This window comes from Paenirhodobacter ferrireducens (assembly GCF_004022265.1).
GTDB classification, from domain to species: Bacteria; Pseudomonadota; Alphaproteobacteria; order Rhodobacterales; family Rhodobacteraceae; genus Rhodobacter; species Rhodobacter ferrireducens.
Window position 1 is genome coordinate 45,178 of sequence record NZ_SAVB01000015.1, and the last position, 19,409, is coordinate 64,586.

The following is a 19,409-nucleotide window of genomic DNA, read 5'->3' on the forward strand; positions in this document are numbered from 1 at the left end:
CGCCCGGAAACTCCGGGCGGCCCCGCAATGTGGCTCTCTTACTGGATCTGCTGACCGTTGGCGAGGATCTTGCCGCCTTCCTTGAACTCGATCTTCGAGGTCATCAGGTCGTCGCCCGCCGGAACGGCATAAAGCCCAAGCATCATGCGCGCGAACATCACCTGATCTTGCGGCATCAGCCCCATCTTCACCAGGCTGTCCATCAGCTTATTCGCCCCCGCAAGCTTCAGGTCGACCGCGCCGAGCGGCATCGGCGTGCCCTGCGAATTGTCGAAGGTGACCGCGCCCTGGCCGGAGAGGTCGGCGCCCGCCAGCGTCAGCTGCAGCCGCTTCACCTCGAGGCTGTTGACCTCGACCGGCGGCATCTGCGCCTGCGCCGCCTCGGGCGAGAACAGGTCCATCGTCGGCCGCGCGGTGCCGGTGAGGTCGACGACCAGCGTCGCGGGGTCATGCGGCAGCAGGCCCTGCGCATCGACCATCTTCCAGACCTCCTCGGAGAGGCCGAGCCCGTCGAGCCCGATCCGCCCGGTGAAGGGCTGCGGCGCATCGCTGCCCTTGAGCGGGAAGGAGAGTTCGAAATCCGCCCGGTCGAGCGTCGCCGACAGCGGCACCGGCACCTGCGCAGTCTTCGCCTCGATCGTCGCGCCCTCGCCGGTCGCGGCGTATTTCATCCCCTCGGGCGCCAATGTCATGGTGAAGCTGCCCGACTGCGCGCCACCCGACAGGCTGCTGGGCCCCTCCTCGGCGCTGGCATCGACGGTGAAGGTCGTGGCGCCATAGGTCCCCGAGACATCCATCCGCAGCCCCTTGGCCAGCGCGGCGCCAAGATTTTCCATGTTGGAATCCTCGGGCAGGGTCACCTCGCTGCGCATGTTCAGGTTCACGAGGCTCGCATCCATATTGAAGGTGCCGTTGGTCTCGGGATCGGCCCCCGAGGCGGTCATCTTCAGCCCGGCGACAGCGACCTCCGAGGTCTCGTGCTGGCCGCCCGCGGTGGTGACCTGATAGGTTCCGTCGATGCCCGAGAGCGACATCCACACCTTCACCGGCACCTCGGTCTGACCGCCCGCGGTGGTCTGGTCCATGTCGATCACCATCTCGGGGGCGGTGACATGATAGGAAAGCTGATCGGGCGTGCCGGAGACGATCGTCACCGCATTCGCCTGGGTGATGTCGATCGCCATCTGCAGCGGCGTCTGGCCCTCGATCGCGCTGTTCGCCTCGGCGCTGATCTTCTCGGCCACGGTCACCTCGACCGTGCCGTCGCCGAGCTCGCGCAGGTGCAGCTCGGGAATCGTCATGGAGAAATCGGAGCCCTCGGCCTGGTGCGCCAGCCGCACATCACGTTGCGTCAGCGTATCGCCCGAGCGCGCGCTGTCGCCGACCGCAACCTGATAGCCATAGGCCGTATATTGCTTGCTCCAGGCCTGCCAGACCTGGTCCGCCGTCACATCGGCACGAAGCGCCGTCGTCGCCATCAGCGTGAAAATCGCCGCGCTCATCGCCGCGGAACCGACCCGTGCCATCCTGCACCCTTCCGAAAGAACTGTCGCGCGAAGCATCCTTTGACCCGGGGTGATGGTCAAGAGCCCGCGGCCTTGCTAGGACTTTCACGAACGCGCGTGCGAGGGGAGAAGAATGATCCGGGTTGAAACCGCAGACGGGGTCCGCACCGTCACCATCGACCGGCCGGAGAAGGCCAATTCGCTGACCACCGACATGCTGACGACGCTCGCCGCGGCCGCCGAGACGGCACCCGAGGCCGGGGTGAAGGTCTTCGTGCTGCGCGGCACCGGCAAGGTGTTCTCGGCCGGCGCCGACCTTGACGAGGCGCGGGCGGGGCTTGCCACCAACCCGGTCTGGGAACGGCTCTCGGGAGCGATCGCGCGGATGCCCTGCCTGACGATCGCGGCGCTGAACGGCACGCTTGCGGGCGGGGCGATGGGGATGGTGCTGGCCTGCGACCTGCGCCTTGCGGTGCCCGGCGCGAAGTTCTTCTATCCGGTGATGAAGCTCGGCTTCCTGCCGCAGCCCTCGGATCCGGGCCGGATGGCAGCGCTGATCGGGCCGGCACGGGCGAAGATGATCCTGATGGCGGGACAAAAGATCGAGGCCGAGGAGGCCCTGGCCTGGGGACTGATCGACCGCATCGTCGCGCCCGAGGCGATGGCCGAGACCGTCGCGGCGCTGGCCACCGATGCCCGCGCCGCGGCCCCCGCCCATATCGCCGGGATCAAGGCGCTGTTCTGAGACGAACGCGCCCGGGAGTGCCCCGGGCGCGTCCAAACCCCTGCGGCTCAGGCGTAGACGGCTTCCTTACCGAATTGCTTGACCAGCATGTAATAGACCACGGCGCGATACTTGTTGCGCTCGGACCGGCCATAGGTCTCGATCACCGCATCGATCGCGTCCATCAGCTCGGGCCCGTCGGCCAGGCCGAGCTTCTTCATCAGGAAATTGGTCTTCACCGTCTCGAGCTCGCTCGGATCGGAGGCGGCGACGGTCTCGGCATCGGCGTTGTAGATCGCCGGCCCGCAGCCGATCGTGACCTTGGTCAGCAGATCCATGTCCGGCATCATGCCGCACTTGGTCTTCAGATCCTCGGCGTATTTCGCAATCAGTTCGTCTCTCTTCCCCATCCCGGAATCCTCACCTGAAATGTCAACCTCGCGACCGTCTTCGGGGCGGCCTCGCGCATGAAGCCTAGGACAGGGCGCGCCGGGAACAAAGCTATTCTTCCGCGGCAGATCCCCACAGGGGAAAATCCGCCGATCGGGCCCCCTAAAAATGCGAAGGCCGCGCCCCCCGGGGAAGGAGGCGCGGCCCGATTTCGGCGCCTGCAGCGCTCAATAGCGGTAGTGATCCGCCTTGTAAGGACCGTCGACGGTGACGCCGATATATTCGGCCTGGTCCGGGCGCAGCTCGGTCAGCTTGACGCCGATCTTCGCCAGATGCAGCCGCGCCACCTTCTCGTCGAGATGCTTGGGCAGGATGTAGACGCCCGGCGCATACTCATCGCCCTTGGTGAACAGCTCGATCTGCGCCAGCACCTGGTTGGTGAAGGAAGCCGACATCACGAAGCTCGGGTGACCCGTCGCGTTGCCGAGGTTGAGCAGACGCCCTTCGGACAGCAGGATGATCCGGTTGCCCGAGGGCATCTCAATCATGTCCACCTGATCCTTGATGTTGGTCCACTTGTGGTTGCGCAGGCTGGCGACCTGGATCTCGTTGTCGAAATGGCCGATGTTGCCGACGATCGCCATGTCCTTCATCACCCGCATGTGCTCGATGCGGATCACGTCCTTGTTGCCGGTGGTGGTGACGAAGATGTCGGCCTTCGGCGCCTCATCCTCGAGCACGACCACCTCGAAGCCGTCCATCGCCGCCTGCAGCGCGCAGATCGGGTCGACCTCGGTCACCTTCACCCGCGCGCCCGCGCCCTGCAGCGAGGCGGCACAGCCCTTGCCGACGTCGCCATAGCCGCACACGACGGCGACCTTGCCGGCCAGCATCACGTCGGTCGCGCGGCGGATGCCGTCCACCAGCGATTCCTTGCAGCCATACTTGTTGTCGAACTTCGACTTGGTGACGCTGTCGTTCACGTTGATCGCCGGGAAGGGCAGCAGGCCCTTCTTGTGCAGGTCGTAAAGACGATGCACGCCGGTGGTGGTTTCCTCGGACACGCCCTGGATCGCGGCGCGCTGCTGGGTGAACCAGCCGGGGGTTTCCGCCATGCGCTTCTTGATCTGGTTGAACAGGCAGACTTCCTCGTCCGAGGTCGGCACCGCGATCAGCTCGGTCTCGCCCGCCTCGACCCGCGCGCCGAGCAGGATGTAGAGCGTCGCGTCGCCGCCATCATCGAGGATCATGTTCGCCGTGCCCTCGGCAAAGCGGAAGATCTGGTCGGTATAGGCCCAGTATTCCTCAAGGCTCTCGCCCTTCACCGCAAAGACCGGGGTGCCGGTCGCGGCGATCGCGGCGGCGGCGTGGTCCTGGGTCGAGAAGATGTTGCACGAGGCCCAGCGGACATCGGCGCCCAGCACCTTCAGCGTCTCGATCAGCACCGCGGTCTGCACCGTCATGTGCAGCGACCCGGCGATCCGCGCCCCGGCGAGCGGCTTCGTCTTCCCGAACTCCTCGCGGCAGGCCATCAGGCCCGGCATTTCAGTTTCGGCAATATCGAGCTCCTTGCGGCCAAACTCGGCCAGAGCAATGTCCTTGACGATGTAATCGGCCATGAATGGCTCCCAAATGTCGGCATTAAGGCATTGTCTACCATTTCGGGGCCGGCGCGGCAATCATCGCCCGGGCAGGCGCCGGCGCCGCAGCGCCGCGCGGCGTTTACAGCCCGGCGCGCATTCGCTAGCACAGGCAAAGCACAGCGGAGGGCGGCATGAAACGGGCATGGCAGCGGATGCTCTCGGGGCGCAGGCTCGACCTGCTCGACCCGACGCCGGTCGATATCGAGATCGAGGACATCGCCCACGGCCTGGCCTTCGTGGCGCGCTGGAACGGCCAGACCCACGGCGACTACCCCTATTCGGTGGCGGAACATTCGCTGCTGGTCGAGCAGATCTTCGACCGGCAGAACCCCGGCATCGGCACGCGCTGGCAGCTGGCCGCGCTGCTGCACGACGCCCCGGAATACGTGCTGGGCGACATGATAAGCCCGGTGAAGGCGGCGATCGGCGAAGGCTATCACGAGCTTGATGCGCGGCTCAGCGCAGCGGTGCACCTGCGCTTCGGCCTGCCCGCGGTGCTGCCCGCACCGATCAAGAAAGCGATCAAGAAAGCTGATACGCTTTCGGCCCGGCTCGAGGCCGAGCAGATCGCGGGATTTTCGCGGGAAGAGGCGGACCGGATCTTCGGGCACCCCGATCCGGGGCAGATGCGGGGGCTCGCGATCCGTCTGCGTCCCGCCGCCGAGGTGCGCGCGGAGTATACCGCGCGCCACATGGCCCTGCTGAGCGCGCTCAACGATTGAAGGTGTATTCGCCCTTGCGCGCGGCCCGCGGCGCGTAGCCGCCCATCGCGAGGGTCATCACTTCTGCAAGCATACGGATCATTTTCTGATCTCCTTTGTTCTGTTGATGCCTTGTATTTGCGTTGACTCGTGGATTTTTGCGAGTCAGGAATTTTTCCAGACCTGCAAGGTGATCTAACAGATGAGTGAAATCGACTGGCGTCACATGCCGGCGTTGACGGCACTGCGGGGCTTTGCCGCGACAGCGCGGGAGGGCGGCTTCAGCGCCGCCGCGCGCAAGCTCAACGTCACCCCGGCAGCCGTGCAGCAGCAGGTCCGCGCGCTCGAGGCGGACCTCGGCGTCGCGCTGCTATGGCGCGAGGGCCGGCATGTGCACCTGACCGCCGAGGGGGAACGGCTCGCCTCGGCGCTGACTGATGGCTTCCTGCTGATCCAGACTGCGGTCGAAGGGCTGCGCACGGCCCGGACCGAGCGGCCGCTGACCGTCACCCTGCCGCCGGCCTTCGCCGCCGAATGGCTGATGCCGCGACTGGCGAAATTCTGGAAGCGGCATCCGGAGATTGCGCTGTCGCTGCTGCCCGAACCGCGGGTCGGCGATCTGCGCGAAATGGGCGCGCATCTGGGCATCCGTTTCGGCAATGGCCGCTGGCCGGGGGTGAATTCCGAATTTCTCACCTCGGCTCCGCAAATCGTCGTCGCCGCACCGGAATTGCTGGGCGGGCGCCAGAAACTCAGCCTGCGCGAAATGTCGATGCTGCCCTGGATCCGCGAGGGCGATTGGCCCGAACAAATGCAATTATTGGAATCGATCGGGCTGAAACCCGCGGCGCTGAAATTCGTTGACTTCCCGAACGAGGAACTGGCGCTGTCGGCCGCACGCGAAGGCATTGGCCTGCACCTCGAAACCGAGGCGCTGATCGAGGAAGACCTGAAAATCGGCTGGCTGATAAAAATCCGCGAGCTGAACGAGGAAAGCCTCGGCTATTATCTGGTCTGGCCGCCGGGCCCGTTGAGCACGGCGGCACAGATTTTCGTCGACTGGCTGAAAACCGAGGTCTGAGCCTCAGATCGCCAGATCTTCGAGGGACTTGCCGGCAGCCAGCGCGGCCTCGACCCATTTCGGCTTGCGCCCGCGGCCAGTCCAGGTTTCGGCCGGATTTTCGGGGTTGGCATATTTCGGCGCAACCGCCTTACGCGGTTTCGTGCTGCTCAGCTCGGCAAGCTCGGCGAGCGAATAGCCCATCCTGCGCGCGGTTTCCTCGAGCTCGAGCAGCGCCTCGCGTTTCTTGCGATCCTCATAGGTTTCAATCGCACGGTCGACTTTCGTGCGCAGCGTCTTGAGTTCGGCAAGTGTCAGGTCGTCGAAATTGATATCCATTCCGGACTCTCCAGGGTGGGTTTTCCGGAGATAAACATCAAAATGGAGTCGATTTCAAGTTTTTCGAAAACTCAGCGGGGGCTGCGCTTCGCCAGAATGCGCTGCAAGGTGCGGCGATGCATATTCAACCGGCGGGCCGTTTCCGAAACATTGCGGTCGCACAATTCATAAACACGTTGGATATGCTCCCAGCGCACGCGATCGGCGCTCATCGGGTTTTCCGGCGGCGGCGGCAGGGCCTCGCCATTCGCCAGAAGCGCACTGGTGATATCGTTCGCGTCGGCGGGTTTCGACAGATAGTCGGTTGCCCCCATCTTCACCGCGGCCACCGCCGTTGCGATCGCGCCATAGCCGGTCAGAACCACGATCCGCGCATCGGGGCGCTTCTCGCGCAGCGCCTCGACCACCTCGAGCCCGTTGCCATCTTCAAGCCGCAGGTCAATCACCGCATAGGCGGGCGGGCGGCCCTGCACGATCGCCTTGCCGGCGGCAACGGTCTCGGCGGTTTCGGTCTCGAAGCCGCGTTTCTCCATCGCCCGGGCCAGACGGGTGAGGAACGGCACGTCGTCATCGACGAGAAGCAGCGTCCGGTCCGCCCCCAGTTTCGCGAATTCGTCCTCGGCCATCATCCGTCCCCCGCATGGTTCCTGCCACGGTTCTAAGGCGTCCGGAGGAACGGGTCAATTTCCGGCTGCCGCGGAAATCCCTTATTTCTCCGCGCCCTTCCACGCATCGACGAAACAGGCGACCGAGTCGGCCATCTGTTCGGCGGTGGTATCCCGGTTGTAGAATTCCACAAAGCCGATCTCGGGGAAGACCAGATAGGTCTGCGTCGAGTGGTCGATCAGCGTGTAGGGGTCGCCCGGGTTCTGCACCTTGAAATAGGTGCGATAGGCGCGCGAGGCGGCCGCCACCTGCTCTTTCGAGCCGGTGAGACCGATCATCTTCGGGCTCATGATGTCGGTGAATTCGCGCAACAGGTCGGGCGTGTCGCGGTCGGTGTCGACCGAGATGAACACCGGCGTCACGTCATAGCCGCGCTCGTCAAGGATATCGGTCGCCTCGGCATTGCGCGAATTGTCCATCGGGCAGACATCGGGGCAATAGGTATAGCCGAAATAAAGCAGGCTCGGCTTGATGAAAACGTCCTTGTCGGTGACGGTCTTGCCGGTCTCGTCGACGAGAGTGAAGGGCCCGCCGATCTTCGCGGTGCCGCCGACGACGCTTTTGCGGCATTGCGCGAACATGTCGGCATCGCCGCCCCGGCTGGCAAGCCAGGTGGCGCCCAGTCCGGCGACCACGAGGACGGCGGCGGCGATGGCGGCGGCTTTCGGGGTGATCTTCATCATCGGTCCTTCCGGTGGGCTGTGCATTGATCGCAGGGCGGGACGCTACTATCAAGGTTCGCGACGGAAAATGTGACAACAGGACCCATGAAATACGGGTCCGGATCGGAGCGGAGATGGCGGAACGGCCCGAACCCGGACTGCGCCTGGCCGAAAGCCATCAGGACTGGGTCCGGCTGCGCACGCTGATCTTCCTGCGCTGGACCGCGATTGCCGGGCAGCTCGGCGCGCTGCTCGTCGCCTGCTACTGGTTCGACATCGCGCTCGATCTGCCGCTGTGCCTGGCCACGATCGGCGCCGCGGTCGCGGCAAACCTGGTGGCGATCCGGCTCTTTCCGGAAAGCCGGCGGCTGAGCCAGGCCGAGGTGACAGCGACGCTGCTCTTCGACACCGCGCAGCTCGCGCTGCTGCTCGCCCTCACCGGCGGGCTGAACAACCCTTTCGCGCTGCTGATCCTGGTGCCTGCCACGATCGCCGCCACCGCGCTCGAGCTGCGCCCGACGCTGCTGCTGGGCACCGCGACGATCGCGATGATCTCCTGCGTCGCGCTCTTCAACCTGCCGCTGACCACGAAGGAGGGCGTCGAGCTGGCGATGCCGCCGATGATCGAATTCGGCACCTGGGTCGCGATCGTGGTCGGGGTGATCTTCCTCGGCGGCTATGCCCACCGCATCGCCGGCGAGATCCATTCGATGGGCGACGCGCTGCTGGCCACTCAGCTCGCGCTGGCCCGCGAGCAGAAGCTGACCGACCTTGGCGGCGTGGTGGCAGCGGCGGCGCATGAGCTCGGCACGCCGCTCGCGACGATCAAGCTGGTCTCCTCGGAGCTTGCCGACGAGCTCGACGACCGGCCCGAGCTTTACGAGGACGCGCTGCTGATCCGCGAGCAGGCCGACCGCTGCCGCGACATCCTGCGCTCGATGGGCCGCGCCGGAAAGGACGACCTGCACCTGCGCTCGGCGCCGCTGCTGGCCGTACTGCGCGAGGCGGCCGAGCCGCATCTCGACCGCGGCAAGGAGATCCGCTTCGAGGCCGCCCCCGCCCCCGGCGGCTCGGACCGGCAGCCGTCGATCTATCGCTATCCCGAACTCATCCACGCGCTGCGCAACCTGGTGCAGAATGCCGTCGACTTCGCGCAAAGCACGGTCTGGGTCGATGCCGAATGGACCGGCCAGCAGATCACCGTGCGCATCACCGACGACGGCCGCGGCTATGCGCCCGGCGTGCTCGGCCGGATCGGCGACCCGTTCCTGCACAGCCGCCCGACCGAGCGCAGCGCCCGCCCGGAATACGAGGGCATGGGCCTTGGTCTGTTCATCGCCAAGACCCTGCTCGAGCGCACCGGCGCCAGCTTGCGATTCGCCAATGGCGCCGAACCGGTGGCCGCAGAAGGCGCCGCCCCGCGCCGCTCGGGCGCCGTGGTCGAGGTGCGCTGGCCCGCGGCGCGGCTGCTTGCCCCCGAAACCGGCCCTCTGGGCGAAAATATCCCGATCACGCCCTGATCGGCCGGCACCAGCCGGCACCGACGACTCAACTTAACGTTGAGTTAACCATCTTCCCCGAGGATCGAGCAAAGGGTGAAAGGATGCGGTGATGCAAGGCGGTTGGCTCGAGGCCCTGATCATCGTGACCACGTCGATCGGCGCCGCACTCCTTGCGCTGATGCTGCTTTCCTATCTTGCGCCGCGCCGCCCGTCGGCCCGGCCAAGCGCCGCCGCGCACCCGGTGCTGGAACCCACGGTGTTCCTGTTCGACGACCGCCACCTCGTCGATGCCACCGGCCCGGCCCGCAGCCTTCTCGCCGCGACCCCGACCAGCGGCAACGACTGGGACCGGCTGTGCGCCTTCCTTGCGCCGCGGTTCGAGGGCTTCGCCCGTGCCATGGGCTCGCTTGCCGAACAGGGCCGTCTCGAACTGATCTCGGTGCCCGAGGCGGACCCGCGCCCACCGCTGCACCTGCTGGCCGAGCACATCGGCGGGCTCGCCCGCATCACCCTGATCGACCCGGCGGCCGAGGGCCGTGGCGTGCTGGTCGACGGGCTGTCGCAACGCGCGCTCGAGGACGAGCTTGCATTGCTGCGTCAGGCCTTCGACTCGCTGCCGGCGCCGGTCTGGCGCGAGGATGGGCAAGGCGCCGTATGCTGGGCGAACCGGGCCTATCTGCTGCTGTCGGACGCCTTCGGCGACGGCGAGGACTGTCTCGTCTGGCCGCTGCCGCGACTGTTCCCGCACGAGGCGGCGCCACCGACCACGCCGCGCCGGCTGCGCATTGCCCGCGCGGCCGGCGCGCTCTGGTTCGACTGCCACAGTTTCGTGCTGACCGACGGCGCGCTGCATTACGCCCAGCCCGCCGATGCCACGATACGCGCCGAGACCGCGCTGCGCGACTTCGTGCAGACCCTGACGAAGACCTTCGCCGGCCTGCCGATCGGGCTCGCGATCTTCGACCGCGAACGCCGGCTGCAGCTGTTCAACCCGGCGCTGATCGACCTGACCCAGCTCAGCCCCGATTTCCTCTCGGCGCGGCCCACGCTCTATGCCCTGCTCGACCGGCTGCGCGAGTCGCGGATGATGCCCGAACCGAAGGACTATCGCAGCTGGCGGCTGCAGATGACCGCGCTGGAAAAAGCTGCCGCGGCGGGCTTTCACACCGAGACCTGGAACCTGCCCGGCGGCCAGACCTATCGCGTCACCGGCCGCCCTCACCCCGATGGCGCCGTCGCCTTCCTGGTCGAGGATATCTCGGCCGAGGTCTCGCTCACACGCCGCTTCCGCGCCGAGCTCGAACTGAGCCAGGAGGTGCTCGACCTGATGCCCGAGGCCGTCGCGGTGTTCCGGGCCTCGGGCGAGCTTGCGCTGTCGAACCGCGCCTATGACGCACTGTGGCAGGTCGAGCCCGGCACCACGCTCGGCCGCGTCACCATCCTCGATGCGACCCGGCGCTGGCAGGAAATCTGCGGCGCCAGCATGCTCTGGCCGCAGGCCCGCGCCTTCTGCCTGCGCTCAGCGGAACGCCTGACGATCGAGGGGGAGGTGCCCCTGCCCGACGGCACCCCGCTGCGCTGCCGCTTCGTGCCGATCCAGGGCGGGGCGATGCTGGCCGGCTTCACCCCCGCCGCGGTGCCCCTCAGCGCTCTGCCGCAGTCCTCGGGCTGATACGGGTTGCGGCGCGGCCGGGGCGCGGTAGAGTGCGCCCATGCCGACCGAGACGCCCCCCCTCTTCACGCTTGACCTGCCCGATGCCGAGGCCACCGCCCGGCTGGGCGAAACCCTGGCCCCGCTGCTGCGCGCGGGCGACGTGCTGCTGCTCGAGGGGCAGATCGGCGCCGGCAAGACGCATTTCGCCCGCGCCCTGATCTCGGCCCGGCTCGCGGCCCTTGGCCGGCACGAGGACATCCCCTCGCCGACCTTCACCCTGGTGCAAAGCTACGACGCCGCGCCCGAGATCTGGCACGCCGACCTCTACCGGCTGACCCACCCCGACGAGGCGATCGAGCTCGGCCTCGACGAGGCCTTCGAGACCGCGATCTGCCTCGTCGAATGGCCCGACCGGCTCGGCGATCTGACCCCCCCGGGTGCGCTCACCCTGCGCTTTTCGCTGCGCGCGGGCGGCGCGGCGCGCGCGGTCGAAATCTCGGGCGATGCCGCCTGGCGTGCCCGCCTGCAGCCCTTGGAAAGCTGGCCCGATGCCTGAGAAAATCGACGCCTTCCTCGCCGCGGCCGGCTGGGCCGACGCCACCCGCCGCCCGCTCGCCGGCGACGCCTCGGCCCGCCGCTACGAACGCCTTGCCCGCCCTTCGGGTGGCCGCGCCGTGCTGATGATCTCGCCCGCGGCGGACGAGATCAGCCGCTTTTCCCGCATCGGCCGCTGGCTGCGCGAGGCCGGCTTTTCCGCCCCCGAGATCTTCGCCGAGGACGCGGCGGCGGGGCTGATGCTGCTCGAGGATCTGGGCGACGACCTGCTGTCGCGGCTGCTGCACGACGATCCGCCGCGCGAGGGCGAGATCTATGCCTTCGTCACCGATTTCCTGCTCGACCTGCACCGCCTGCCCGCGCCGGAATTCGTCGCGCCGCTCGACGGGTCGGCCCTGGCCGAGCTGGTCGAGCTGACCGTCGAACACTATCCGACCCTGTCGCAGACCGCCGCCGAGGCGGTGCCGGGCCAGATCGCCGCGCTTTACGCGGGGCTGTCGCCCGTGCCCCCGGTGCTGTGCCTGCGCGATTTCCACGCCGAGAATGCGCTCTGGCTGCCCGAGCGGACCGGCACGGCACGGCTTGGCCTGCTCGACTTTCAGGATGCCGTCGCCGCGCACCCGGCCTATGACCTCGTCTCGGCGCTGCAGGACGTGCGCCGCACCGTCTCGCCCGCGGTCGCGGCGCGCGAAAGGGCGCGCTATGCCGCGGCCCGCGGGCTCGATCCGGCCGATTTCGACCGGGCCTACGCCCTTCTCGGCGCACAGCGGGCGCTGCGCATCCAGGGCGTCTTCGCCCGCCTCGCAAAGCTCTATGGCAAGCCGCATTACCTCGATCTGATGCCGCGCAACTGGGCCAACCTGATGCACAACCTCGCCCATCCGGCGCTCGCCGATCTGGCGGCGACGGTCACCGCAGCCTTCCCCGCCCCCGATGCCGCGCTCATCGCCCGGCTGAAGCAGGAGGCCGCATGAGCCCCGACACCCTGATGCTCTTCGCCGCGGGCTTCGGCACCCGGATGGGAGAGCTGACCCGCAGCCGGCCGAAGCCGCTGGTCGAGGTGGCTGGCCGGCCGCTGCTCGACCACGCGCTCGACATCGCCCGCGCGGCGGGCGTCGCCCGGATCGTCGCAAACACCCATTACCTTGGCGAGCAGGTCGCGACACATCTTGCCGGCAGCGAGGTGCAGATCTCGGACGAGAGCGAGCGCATCCTCGAAACCGGCGGCGGGCTGCGCAAGGCGCTGCCGCTGCTTGGCCCCGGCCCCGTCTTCACCCTGAACACCGACGCGATCTGGACCGGGCCGAACCCGCTCGCCACGCTGCGCGCCGGATGGGCCCCCGCCCGGATGGGGGCGCTTCTCGCCCTCGTGCCGGTCGAACGCGCCACCGGCCACAGTGGCACGGGTGACTTCTCGCTTTCCCCCGACGGCCGGATCCGGCGCGGGCCCGGCTATGTCTACACCGGGGCGCAGATCCTGAATCCGGCCGGAATAGTGACGATTTCGGACGAGGTCTTCTCGCTCAACCGGCTCTGGGACCGGCTTCTGGACGAGGGCCGCGCCTTCGGCGTGGTGCATCCGGGCGGCTGGTGCGACGTCGGCCGGCCGGAAAGCATCCCGCTCGCCGAGGCGATGCTGGGTGCCGCCGATGGCTGAGGCACCGCTCTTCGCCCTGCCGCCGGGTGTCGACTTCGCGCGCGAGCTTGTCACCGGCCTGATCGCCCGGATGCAGGCCGAACCGCCCGAGGCGATGGCGCGGCTGCGGCTTTATCTGAACTCGGGCCGGATGATGCGCCGCGTGCGCGAGGAATTCGACCGCACCGGCGCCCGCTTCCTGCCCCGCCTCGCGCTGATCTCCGACCTGCGGCGCGAGCCCGTCGCCGGCATCCCGGCCAACGTCTCGCCGCTGCGCCGCCGGCTGGAACTGGCGCAACTGGTGGCAGGCCTGGTCTCGCGCCTGCCTGCTTTCGAGGCCGGCGCGGGTCTTTTCAGCCTGACCGACAGCCTTGCCACGCTGATGTCCGAGATGCAGGGCGAGGGCGTGCCACCCGAGGCGCTCGAGGCGCTCGACATCCGCGACAGCCACGCCGAGCACTGGCAGTTCAGCCTCGAGTTCATCCGCATCGTCGCCCGCTTCTTCGAGGCGGACAGCGCCCCCGACATCGAGGCCCGCCAGCGCCGCATCGTCGAGGCACTGGCCGCGCGCTGGCACGACACGCCCACGGACGAGCGGATCGTCGTCGCCGGCTCGACCGGCTCGCACGGGGCGACGGCGCTCTTCATCGAGGCGGTGGCGGCGCTGCCGAACGGGCTGATCGTGCTGCCGGGCTTCGATTTCCAGATGCCCGAGCCGGCCTGGAACAGTCTCTGTTCCGGCAAGATGCCGATCGAGGATCATCCGCAGTTCCGCTTCCGCGCGCTGCTCGACCGGCTTCACCGCAGCCCGGCCGAGGTGCAGCGCTGGACCGATGCCGAGCCCGACACCGGGCACCGCAATGCGCTTGTCTCGCTCGCGCTGCGGCCCGCGCCGGTCACCGACCAATGGCTGAACGAGGGCGCGCAGCTGGGTGACCTGCGCCCGGCCTGCGAGGGGCTCTCGCTGATCGAGGCACCCGATCCGCGACACGAGGCGCTGGCGCTTGCGCTGATCCTGCGCGAGGCCGCCGAGCGGGGCGAGCCCGCCACGCTGATCACCCCGAACCGGATGCTGACCCGCCGCGTCGCCGCCACGCTCGACCGCTGGGGCATCCTGCCCGATGACAGCGCCGGCGCGCCGCTGCACCTGTCGGCCCCCGGCCGGCTGCTGCGCCATGTCGCGCGGTTGCGCGGCCGCACGCTGATGATCGAGCCGCTTCTGGTGCTGCTCAAGCATCCGCTGACCGGCGCCGGCGCCACGATGCGCGGCCATCACCTGCGCTTCACCCGCGAGCTTGAACTCTGGCTGCGCCGCCATGGCCCGGCCTTCCCCGATGCCGCGGCGCTGACCCGTTGGGCCGGGGGGGATGCGGCGAAACAGGCCTGGGCTGACTGGCTGGCCGCCCTTCTGCCACGCTTCGAGGACGCCCCGGTTCAGCCGCTTTCGGCCTGCATCGAGACGCATCTGGCGCTGGTGGCCACGCTGGCCGCCGGCCCGGACGGCTCGCCCGAGGCGAGCGGCTTCTGGCAGCTCGATGCCGGGCAGGAATGCCTGCGGGTCTTCACCGAGCTTGCCGCCGAGGCCGAGCATGGCGGCAGCTATGGCCCCGCCGATTACGCAGATCTGGTCGACACGCTCTTGCGCGCGGGGCAGGTGCGCAACCCGCTGACCGTGCATCCTGGCATCACTTTCCTCGGCGCGCTCGAGGCCCGCGTGCAGGGCGCGGGGCTCGTCCTTCTGGGCGGGCTGAACGAGGGCAGCTGGCCCGAGGCGCCGGCCCCCGACCCCTGGCTCAGCCGCAAGATGCGGCTCGATGCCGGCCTGCCGCTGCCCGAACGGCAGATCGGGCTGTCGGCGCATGACTTCCAGCAGGCGATCGGCGCGCGGCAGGTGGTTCTGTCGCGCTCCCGCCGCGATGCCGATGCGGAAACCGTGCCCTCGCGCTGGCTGAACCGGCTGACGAACCTGCTTGGTGGCCTTCCCGACGGCCATGGCCCCGAGGCGCTGGCGGCGATGCGGGCACGCGGCAGCGCCTGGCTGCGGCTGGCCGAGGCGGCCGAGGCGCCGCGGCTGAGCCTGCCGCCCGCGCCCCGCCCCGCGCCCCGCCCGCCCGCCGAGGTCCGCCCGCGCGAGCTGCCGGTGACCGCGATCAAGACCCTGATCCGCGACCCTTACGCGGTTTACGCCGGGCGCATCCTGCGGCTGCGCCCGCTCGATCCGCTGCGCCCCGAACCCGACCCGCGGCTGCGCGGCCAGGTGCTGCACCTGATCGTCGAGCGTTTCCTGAAGACCCGCCCCGAGGTCGAAAGCCTCGAGGACGCCGAGGCGCGGCTCCTTGCCATCGCCGAAGAGGTTCTGGCCGCCGAGATCCCCTGGCCAAGCGCGCAGCGGCTCTGGCTTGCCCGGATCCGCCGCATCGCCCGCCGCTTGGTCGAGGACGAGGCCCGCCGTCAGGCCGAGGGCACGCCCGTGGTGATCGAAACCCGCGGCACCCAGGCCCTGCCCGACCTGGGCTTCGTCCTGACCGCGAAACCCGACCGCATCGACATCTGCACCGACGGGCGCGCGCATCTGTTCGACTACAAGTCCGGCCTGCCGCCCACCGACAAGGAAGTGCGCTATTACGACAAGCAATTGCTGCTGGAAGCCGCGATGATCGAGCGCGGCGCCTTCACCGCGCTTGGCCCGCGCGAGGTGGCGGCGATGACCTATATCCGCCTCGGCGGCGAGGGCGAGACCCGCGATCTGGCCATCCCGCGCGAGGAGGTCGCCGAGAGCTGGGAGAAATTCACCCGGCTGATCGCGCGTTACCTCGACCCCAAGACCGGCTATACCGCGCGCCGCGCGCTGCGCTCGACGCGCGATGTCAGCGACTATGACCAGCTCTCGCGCTTTGGCGAATGGCAGCTGAGCGACCGGGCCGAACCGGAGGATCTGGCATGAACAGACCCGATCTGGCGACCGAGCGGCAGATCCGCGCCGCCGATCCCGCCGCCTCGACCTGGCTGTCGGCGAATGCCGGCTCGGGCAAGACCAAGGTGCTGACCGACCGCGTGGCGCGGCTGCTTCTGGGCGGGACCGAGCCGCAGAAGGTGCTGTGCCTGACCTATACCAAGGCCGCGGCGAGCGAGATGCAGAACCGGCTGCTGAAGCGGCTCGGGGCCTGGGCGATGCTGGAAGACGGCGCGCTGCGCGGCGAGCTTGACCGGCTGGGCGAGGCGGGGCCGATCACCGACGAGCGTCTGGCGCAGGCGCGGCGTCTCTTCGCGCAGGCGATCGAGACCCCGGGCGGGCTGAAGATCCAGACGATCCATTCCTTCTGCGGTGCGCTTCTGCGCCGCTTCCCGCTTGAGGCCGGTGTGCCGCACGGCTTCACCGAGCTTGACGACCGCAGCGCGGCCGAGCTGCGCGCCGATGTGCTGGAAGAGATCGCGGCGGGACCGGAGCGGGCGGTTCTGGATGACCTCGTGGCCTTCCACGCCGGCGAGGATCTGGGCGAGATCATCGACGAGATTCGCAAGAACAGGGTCGCTTTCCAGCGCGATCCGGACCGCGCCGCGCTGCTCGAGGGGCTGGGCCAGCCCGCCGGTTTCGGCCCCGACGATCTGCCCGGGATCGCCTTCAACGGCAGCGAGGCGGCGCTGATCGAGGCGGTGCTGCCGGTCTTGCGCGGGCAAAGCGCGACGATGAAGAAACTTGCCGAGGGGCTGGCCGCGATCGACTGGCGCGCCCCGGGGCCCGCGGCCCTTCCCCCGCTTTACGGACAGTTCCTCTACAGCAAGGACGGCCTGCGCATCGCCGAGGCGAAGACCGCCAGCCTGCTGACCAAGGGCGCGGTCAAGGAGCTGGGCGAAGAGCTGACCGACGCCTTCCGCGCCCTGATGGAGCGCGTGGCCGAGGCCCGCGGTGCCGAATTCGCGCTGGCCAATGTCGCGCGCAGCCTGGCGCTCCACCGCTTCGCCCGGGTGTTCCTGCCGCGCTATCGGGCGCGCAAGACGCTCGGCGGCTGGCTCGACTTCGACGACCTGATCGACCGCGCGGCACAGCTTCTGTCGCGCGGCTCGGTGGCGCAATGGGTGCTGTTCCGTCTCGATGGCGGCATCGACCATATCCTCGTCGACGAGGCGCAGGACACCAGCCCCGGGCAATGGGCCGTGATCGAGCGGTTGGCCGACGAATTCACCGCCGGCGAGGGCGCCCGGCAGGAAACCCGCACGATCTTCGTGGTGGGCGACCGCAAGCAGTCGATCTATTCCTTCCAGGGCGCGGACCTGCACCGTTTCGAGGCGATGCAGAGCCATTTTTCGGCGAAATTCGCGGCGATCGAGCGGCCCTTGCAGGTGAGCGAGCTGCAGCACTCCTTCCGCTCTTCGCCGGCGATCCTGCGGCTGGTCGACCTGACCTTCGCGGGCGAGGCGGCCGGCGGGCTGGGGGGCGTGCCCGAGCATATCGCCTTCAAGACCGGCCTGCCCGGCCGCGTCGACCTCTGGCCGGTGATCGAACAGTCGAAGGACGAGAGCGAGGACGATTGGGAGGCCCCGGTCGATCTGCCCGGCGCCGAGGATGCGCAGGTCGTTCTGGCCCGCACCATCGCCGCCGAGATCGCCGCGATGATCGCGCGCGGTGTGCAGATCCCCGAGGGCGCGGGCGCGCGTCCGGTGCACGAGGGCGACTTCCTGGTGCTGGTGCAGCGCCGCGGCCCGCTCTTTGCCGAGATCATCCGCGCCTGCAAGGCGGCGGGGCTTGCCGTCGCCGGCGCCGACCGGCTCAAGCTTGGTGCGGAACTTGCGGTGAAGGATATCGGCTCTGTTCTGGCCTTTCTGGCCACGCCCGAGGATGACCTGTCGCTCGCCGAGGCGCTGCGCTCGCCGATCTTCGGCTGGAGCGAGCGCGAGCTTTACGCGCTTGCTCAGCCCCGCAAGGGCTATCTGTGGCAGGCGCTGCGGCGCGACACCACCCACCCCGAAACGCTCGACATCCTGCAGGACCTACTCGATCAGGCCGATTTCCTGCGCCCCTATGACGTGATCGAGCGGTTGCTGAACCGTCATGGCGCGCGCGAACGGCTGATCGCGCGGCTTGGCGTCGAGGCGGAGGACGGCATCGACGAGCTGATCTCGCAGGCGCTGGCCTATGAGAGCACGGAAATCCCGAGCCTCACCGGCTTCCTCGGCTGGCTTGGCGCCGAGGAGATCGAGGTCAAGCGGCAGCTCGAGAACGAGGGCCGCACCGTCCGGGTGATGACCGTGCATGGCGCCAAGGGGCTCGAGGCGCCGATCGTGATCTTGCCCGACACCGCGAAACCGCGCCCGCCGAACGGCTCCGATGTCTACACCACGCCCGAGGGCACGGCCTATTGGAAGGGGCCGACGGCCGAGATGCCGCCGGTGCTGCGCGGCTTGCACGAGGCGGCGATTGCGCGGGCGCGCGAGGAACGGATGCGGCTGCTGTATGTGGCGCTGACGCGGGCCGAGAAATGGTTGATCGTGGCGGCCGCAGGCGATGTCGGCGAAGGCGAGGACAGCTGGTACACGCTGGTGCAGGCAGGGCTCGAACGGGCCGGAACAGAGCCTGTCTCGGCGCATTCGGCGCCGGCGCAGGCGCTTGGCCCCGTCGCGCGCCTTGCGCATGGCGACTGGCCCGCCCCTGCCGCCCCCACGCCCGCGGCGCACTCCGATGCCACCGCCCTGCCCGACTGGATCCGCAACCGGGCGCCGCGGGGCGAACGGCCGGCGGCGACGCTCTCGCCCTCGGACCTCGGCGGGGCGAAGGCGCTGCCGGGCGAGACCGACTTCGCCACCGAGGAGGAAAGCAAGCGCCGCGGCCGACAGCTGCACCTGCTCCTTGAACACCTGCCCGAGCGGCCGCGCGAGGACTGGCCCGCGGTCGCGCGCGACCTGCTGGCCACCGGACCGGACCGCACCGACGCGACGGAGGCCGAGGCACTTCTGCCCCTCGTCACCCCGGTGCTCGACCGGCTCGACGAGATGGGCTTTCTCGGCCCGGACACGCTCGCCGAGGTGGAGATCACCGCGACCCTGCCCGAACTCGAGAACCAGCGCATCCACGGCACCATCGACCGGCTGCGGGTGACGCCCGATCTGGTCAGCGTGCTCGATTACAAGTCGAACGCGGTGTTGCCCGGCAGCGCCGGGGAGGTGCCGCTTGGCCTTGTCCGCCAGCTCGCCGCCTATCGCGCGGCGCTGAGGCAAATCTATCCCGGGCGACGCATCGAATGCCTGCTGGTCTGGACCCGCAGCGCCACGCTGACACGGCTTGACGACGCACAGATGGATGCGGCATTGCGCACAGCCCCCGCGTCTTGACGCTTCGGGGGGCGGGGCCTACCTTCCCCGCAACCAGACCCTCAG

General features: G+C 68.8%; 16 protein-coding genes. 10 read left to right on the forward strand and 6 right to left on the reverse strand.

Features of this window, described 5'->3' with window-relative positions; all coding sequences use genetic code 11:
* Window positions 1–38 precede the first annotated feature (38 nt).
* Window positions 39–1,526 (reverse strand): DUF2125 domain-containing protein, encoded by a 1,488-nt coding sequence (locus tag EOW65_RS11640; RefSeq protein WP_164880078.1) that lies wholly within the window; start codon window positions 1,524–1,526, stop codon window positions 39–41.
* Between the two features lie 112 nt (window positions 1,527–1,638).
* Here EOW65_RS11640 and EOW65_RS11645 point away from each other — a divergent pair, with 112 nt between their 5' ends.
* Entirely contained in the window at window positions 1,639–2,250 is a 612-nt protein-coding gene (locus EOW65_RS11645; protein WP_128149610.1) for an enoyl-CoA hydratase/isomerase family protein, read from the forward strand.
* A gap of 47 nt (window positions 2,251–2,297) precedes the next feature.
* Here EOW65_RS11645 and EOW65_RS11650 read toward each other — a convergent pair whose 3' ends face one another.
* Complete coding sequence (locus EOW65_RS11650; protein ID WP_128149612.1) at window positions 2,298–2,639, reverse strand: DUF2853 family protein; 342 nt, start codon at window positions 2,637–2,639, stop codon at window positions 2,298–2,300.
* Between the two features lie 207 nt (window positions 2,640–2,846).
* Window positions 2,847–4,238: an adenosylhomocysteinase gene (gene ahcY, locus EOW65_RS11655; protein ID WP_128149614.1), complete on the reverse strand. Its 1,392-nt coding sequence runs from the start codon at window positions 4,236–4,238 to the stop codon at window positions 2,847–2,849.
* Window positions 4,239–4,393: 155 nt separating this feature from the next.
* Here ahcY and EOW65_RS11660 point away from each other — a divergent pair, with 155 nt between their 5' ends.
* Together EOW65_RS11660 and EOW65_RS11665 are read left to right on the forward strand one after the other, a co-directional pair.
* Window positions 4,394–4,984, forward strand: coding sequence for an HD domain-containing protein (locus tag EOW65_RS11660; protein WP_128149616.1), 591 nt, complete (start codon window positions 4,394–4,396; stop codon window positions 4,982–4,984).
* A 181-nt stretch (window positions 4,985–5,165) separates the two neighbouring features.
* On the forward strand, window positions 5,166–6,044 hold the full coding sequence (locus tag EOW65_RS11665; RefSeq protein WP_128149618.1) for a LysR family transcriptional regulator: 879 nt from the start codon (window positions 5,166–5,168) through the stop codon (window positions 6,042–6,044).
* 3 nt (window positions 6,045–6,047) lie between these two features.
* Here EOW65_RS11665 and EOW65_RS11670 read toward each other — a convergent pair whose 3' ends face one another.
* From EOW65_RS11670 to EOW65_RS11680, 3 genes are all read right to left on the reverse strand, one after another.
* Window positions 6,048–6,362 (reverse strand): H-NS histone family protein, encoded by a 315-nt coding sequence (locus EOW65_RS11670; RefSeq protein WP_128149620.1) that lies wholly within the window; start codon window positions 6,360–6,362, stop codon window positions 6,048–6,050.
* Between the two features lie 71 nt (window positions 6,363–6,433).
* The gene (locus EOW65_RS11675; protein WP_113898663.1) at window positions 6,434–6,988 is read right to left on the reverse strand and encodes an ActR/PrrA/RegA family redox response regulator transcription factor; all 555 of its coding nucleotides are present in this window, start codon (window positions 6,986–6,988) and stop codon (window positions 6,434–6,436) included.
* An 81-nt stretch (window positions 6,989–7,069) separates the two neighbouring features.
* The gene (locus EOW65_RS11680) at window positions 7,070–7,711 is read right to left on the reverse strand and encodes an SCO family protein (RefSeq protein ID WP_369407174.1); all 642 of its coding nucleotides are present in this window, start codon (window positions 7,709–7,711) and stop codon (window positions 7,070–7,072) included.
* A 113-nt stretch (window positions 7,712–7,824) separates the two neighbouring features.
* Here EOW65_RS11680 and regB point away from each other — a divergent pair, with 113 nt between their 5' ends.
* The 7 genes from regB to addA all read left to right on the forward strand — a co-directional run bounded on the left by regB (window position 7,825) and on the right by addA (window position 19,364).
* The gene (gene regB / locus EOW65_RS11685; protein WP_128149622.1) at window positions 7,825–9,210 is read left to right on the forward strand and encodes a sensor histidine kinase RegB; all 1,386 of its coding nucleotides are present in this window, start codon (window positions 7,825–7,827) and stop codon (window positions 9,208–9,210) included.
* Between the two features lie 91 nt (window positions 9,211–9,301).
* Window positions 9,302–10,864: a PAS-domain containing protein gene (locus EOW65_RS11690; RefSeq protein WP_128149624.1), complete on the forward strand. Its 1,563-nt coding sequence runs from the start codon at window positions 9,302–9,304 to the stop codon at window positions 10,862–10,864.
* Between the two features lie 40 nt (window positions 10,865–10,904).
* Entirely contained in the window at window positions 10,905–11,402 is a 498-nt protein-coding gene (gene tsaE, locus EOW65_RS11695; RefSeq protein ID WP_128149626.1) for a tRNA (adenosine(37)-N6)-threonylcarbamoyltransferase complex ATPase subunit type 1 TsaE, read from the forward strand.
* Complete coding sequence (locus EOW65_RS11700) at window positions 11,395–12,375, forward strand: aminoglycoside phosphotransferase family protein (protein WP_128149628.1); 981 nt, start codon at window positions 11,395–11,397, stop codon at window positions 12,373–12,375. Before tsaE ends, EOW65_RS11700 begins: the two co-directional genes overlap by 8 nt.
* The gene (locus EOW65_RS11705) at window positions 12,372–13,058 is read left to right on the forward strand and encodes a nucleotidyltransferase family protein (RefSeq protein ID WP_128149630.1); all 687 of its coding nucleotides are present in this window, start codon (window positions 12,372–12,374) and stop codon (window positions 13,056–13,058) included. The genes EOW65_RS11700 and EOW65_RS11705 overlap by 4 nt, the downstream gene beginning before the upstream one ends.
* Window positions 13,051–15,981: a double-strand break repair protein AddB gene (gene addB / locus EOW65_RS11710; RefSeq protein WP_128149632.1), complete on the forward strand. Its 2,931-nt coding sequence runs from the start codon at window positions 13,051–13,053 to the stop codon at window positions 15,979–15,981. The genes EOW65_RS11705 and addB overlap by 8 nt, the downstream gene beginning before the upstream one ends.
* Window positions 15,978–19,364, forward strand: coding sequence for a double-strand break repair helicase AddA (gene addA / locus EOW65_RS11715; protein ID WP_128149634.1), 3,387 nt, complete (start codon window positions 15,978–15,980; stop codon window positions 19,362–19,364). The genes addB and addA overlap by 4 nt, the downstream gene beginning before the upstream one ends.
* The last annotated feature ends 45 nt before the right edge of the window (window positions 19,365–19,409 follow it).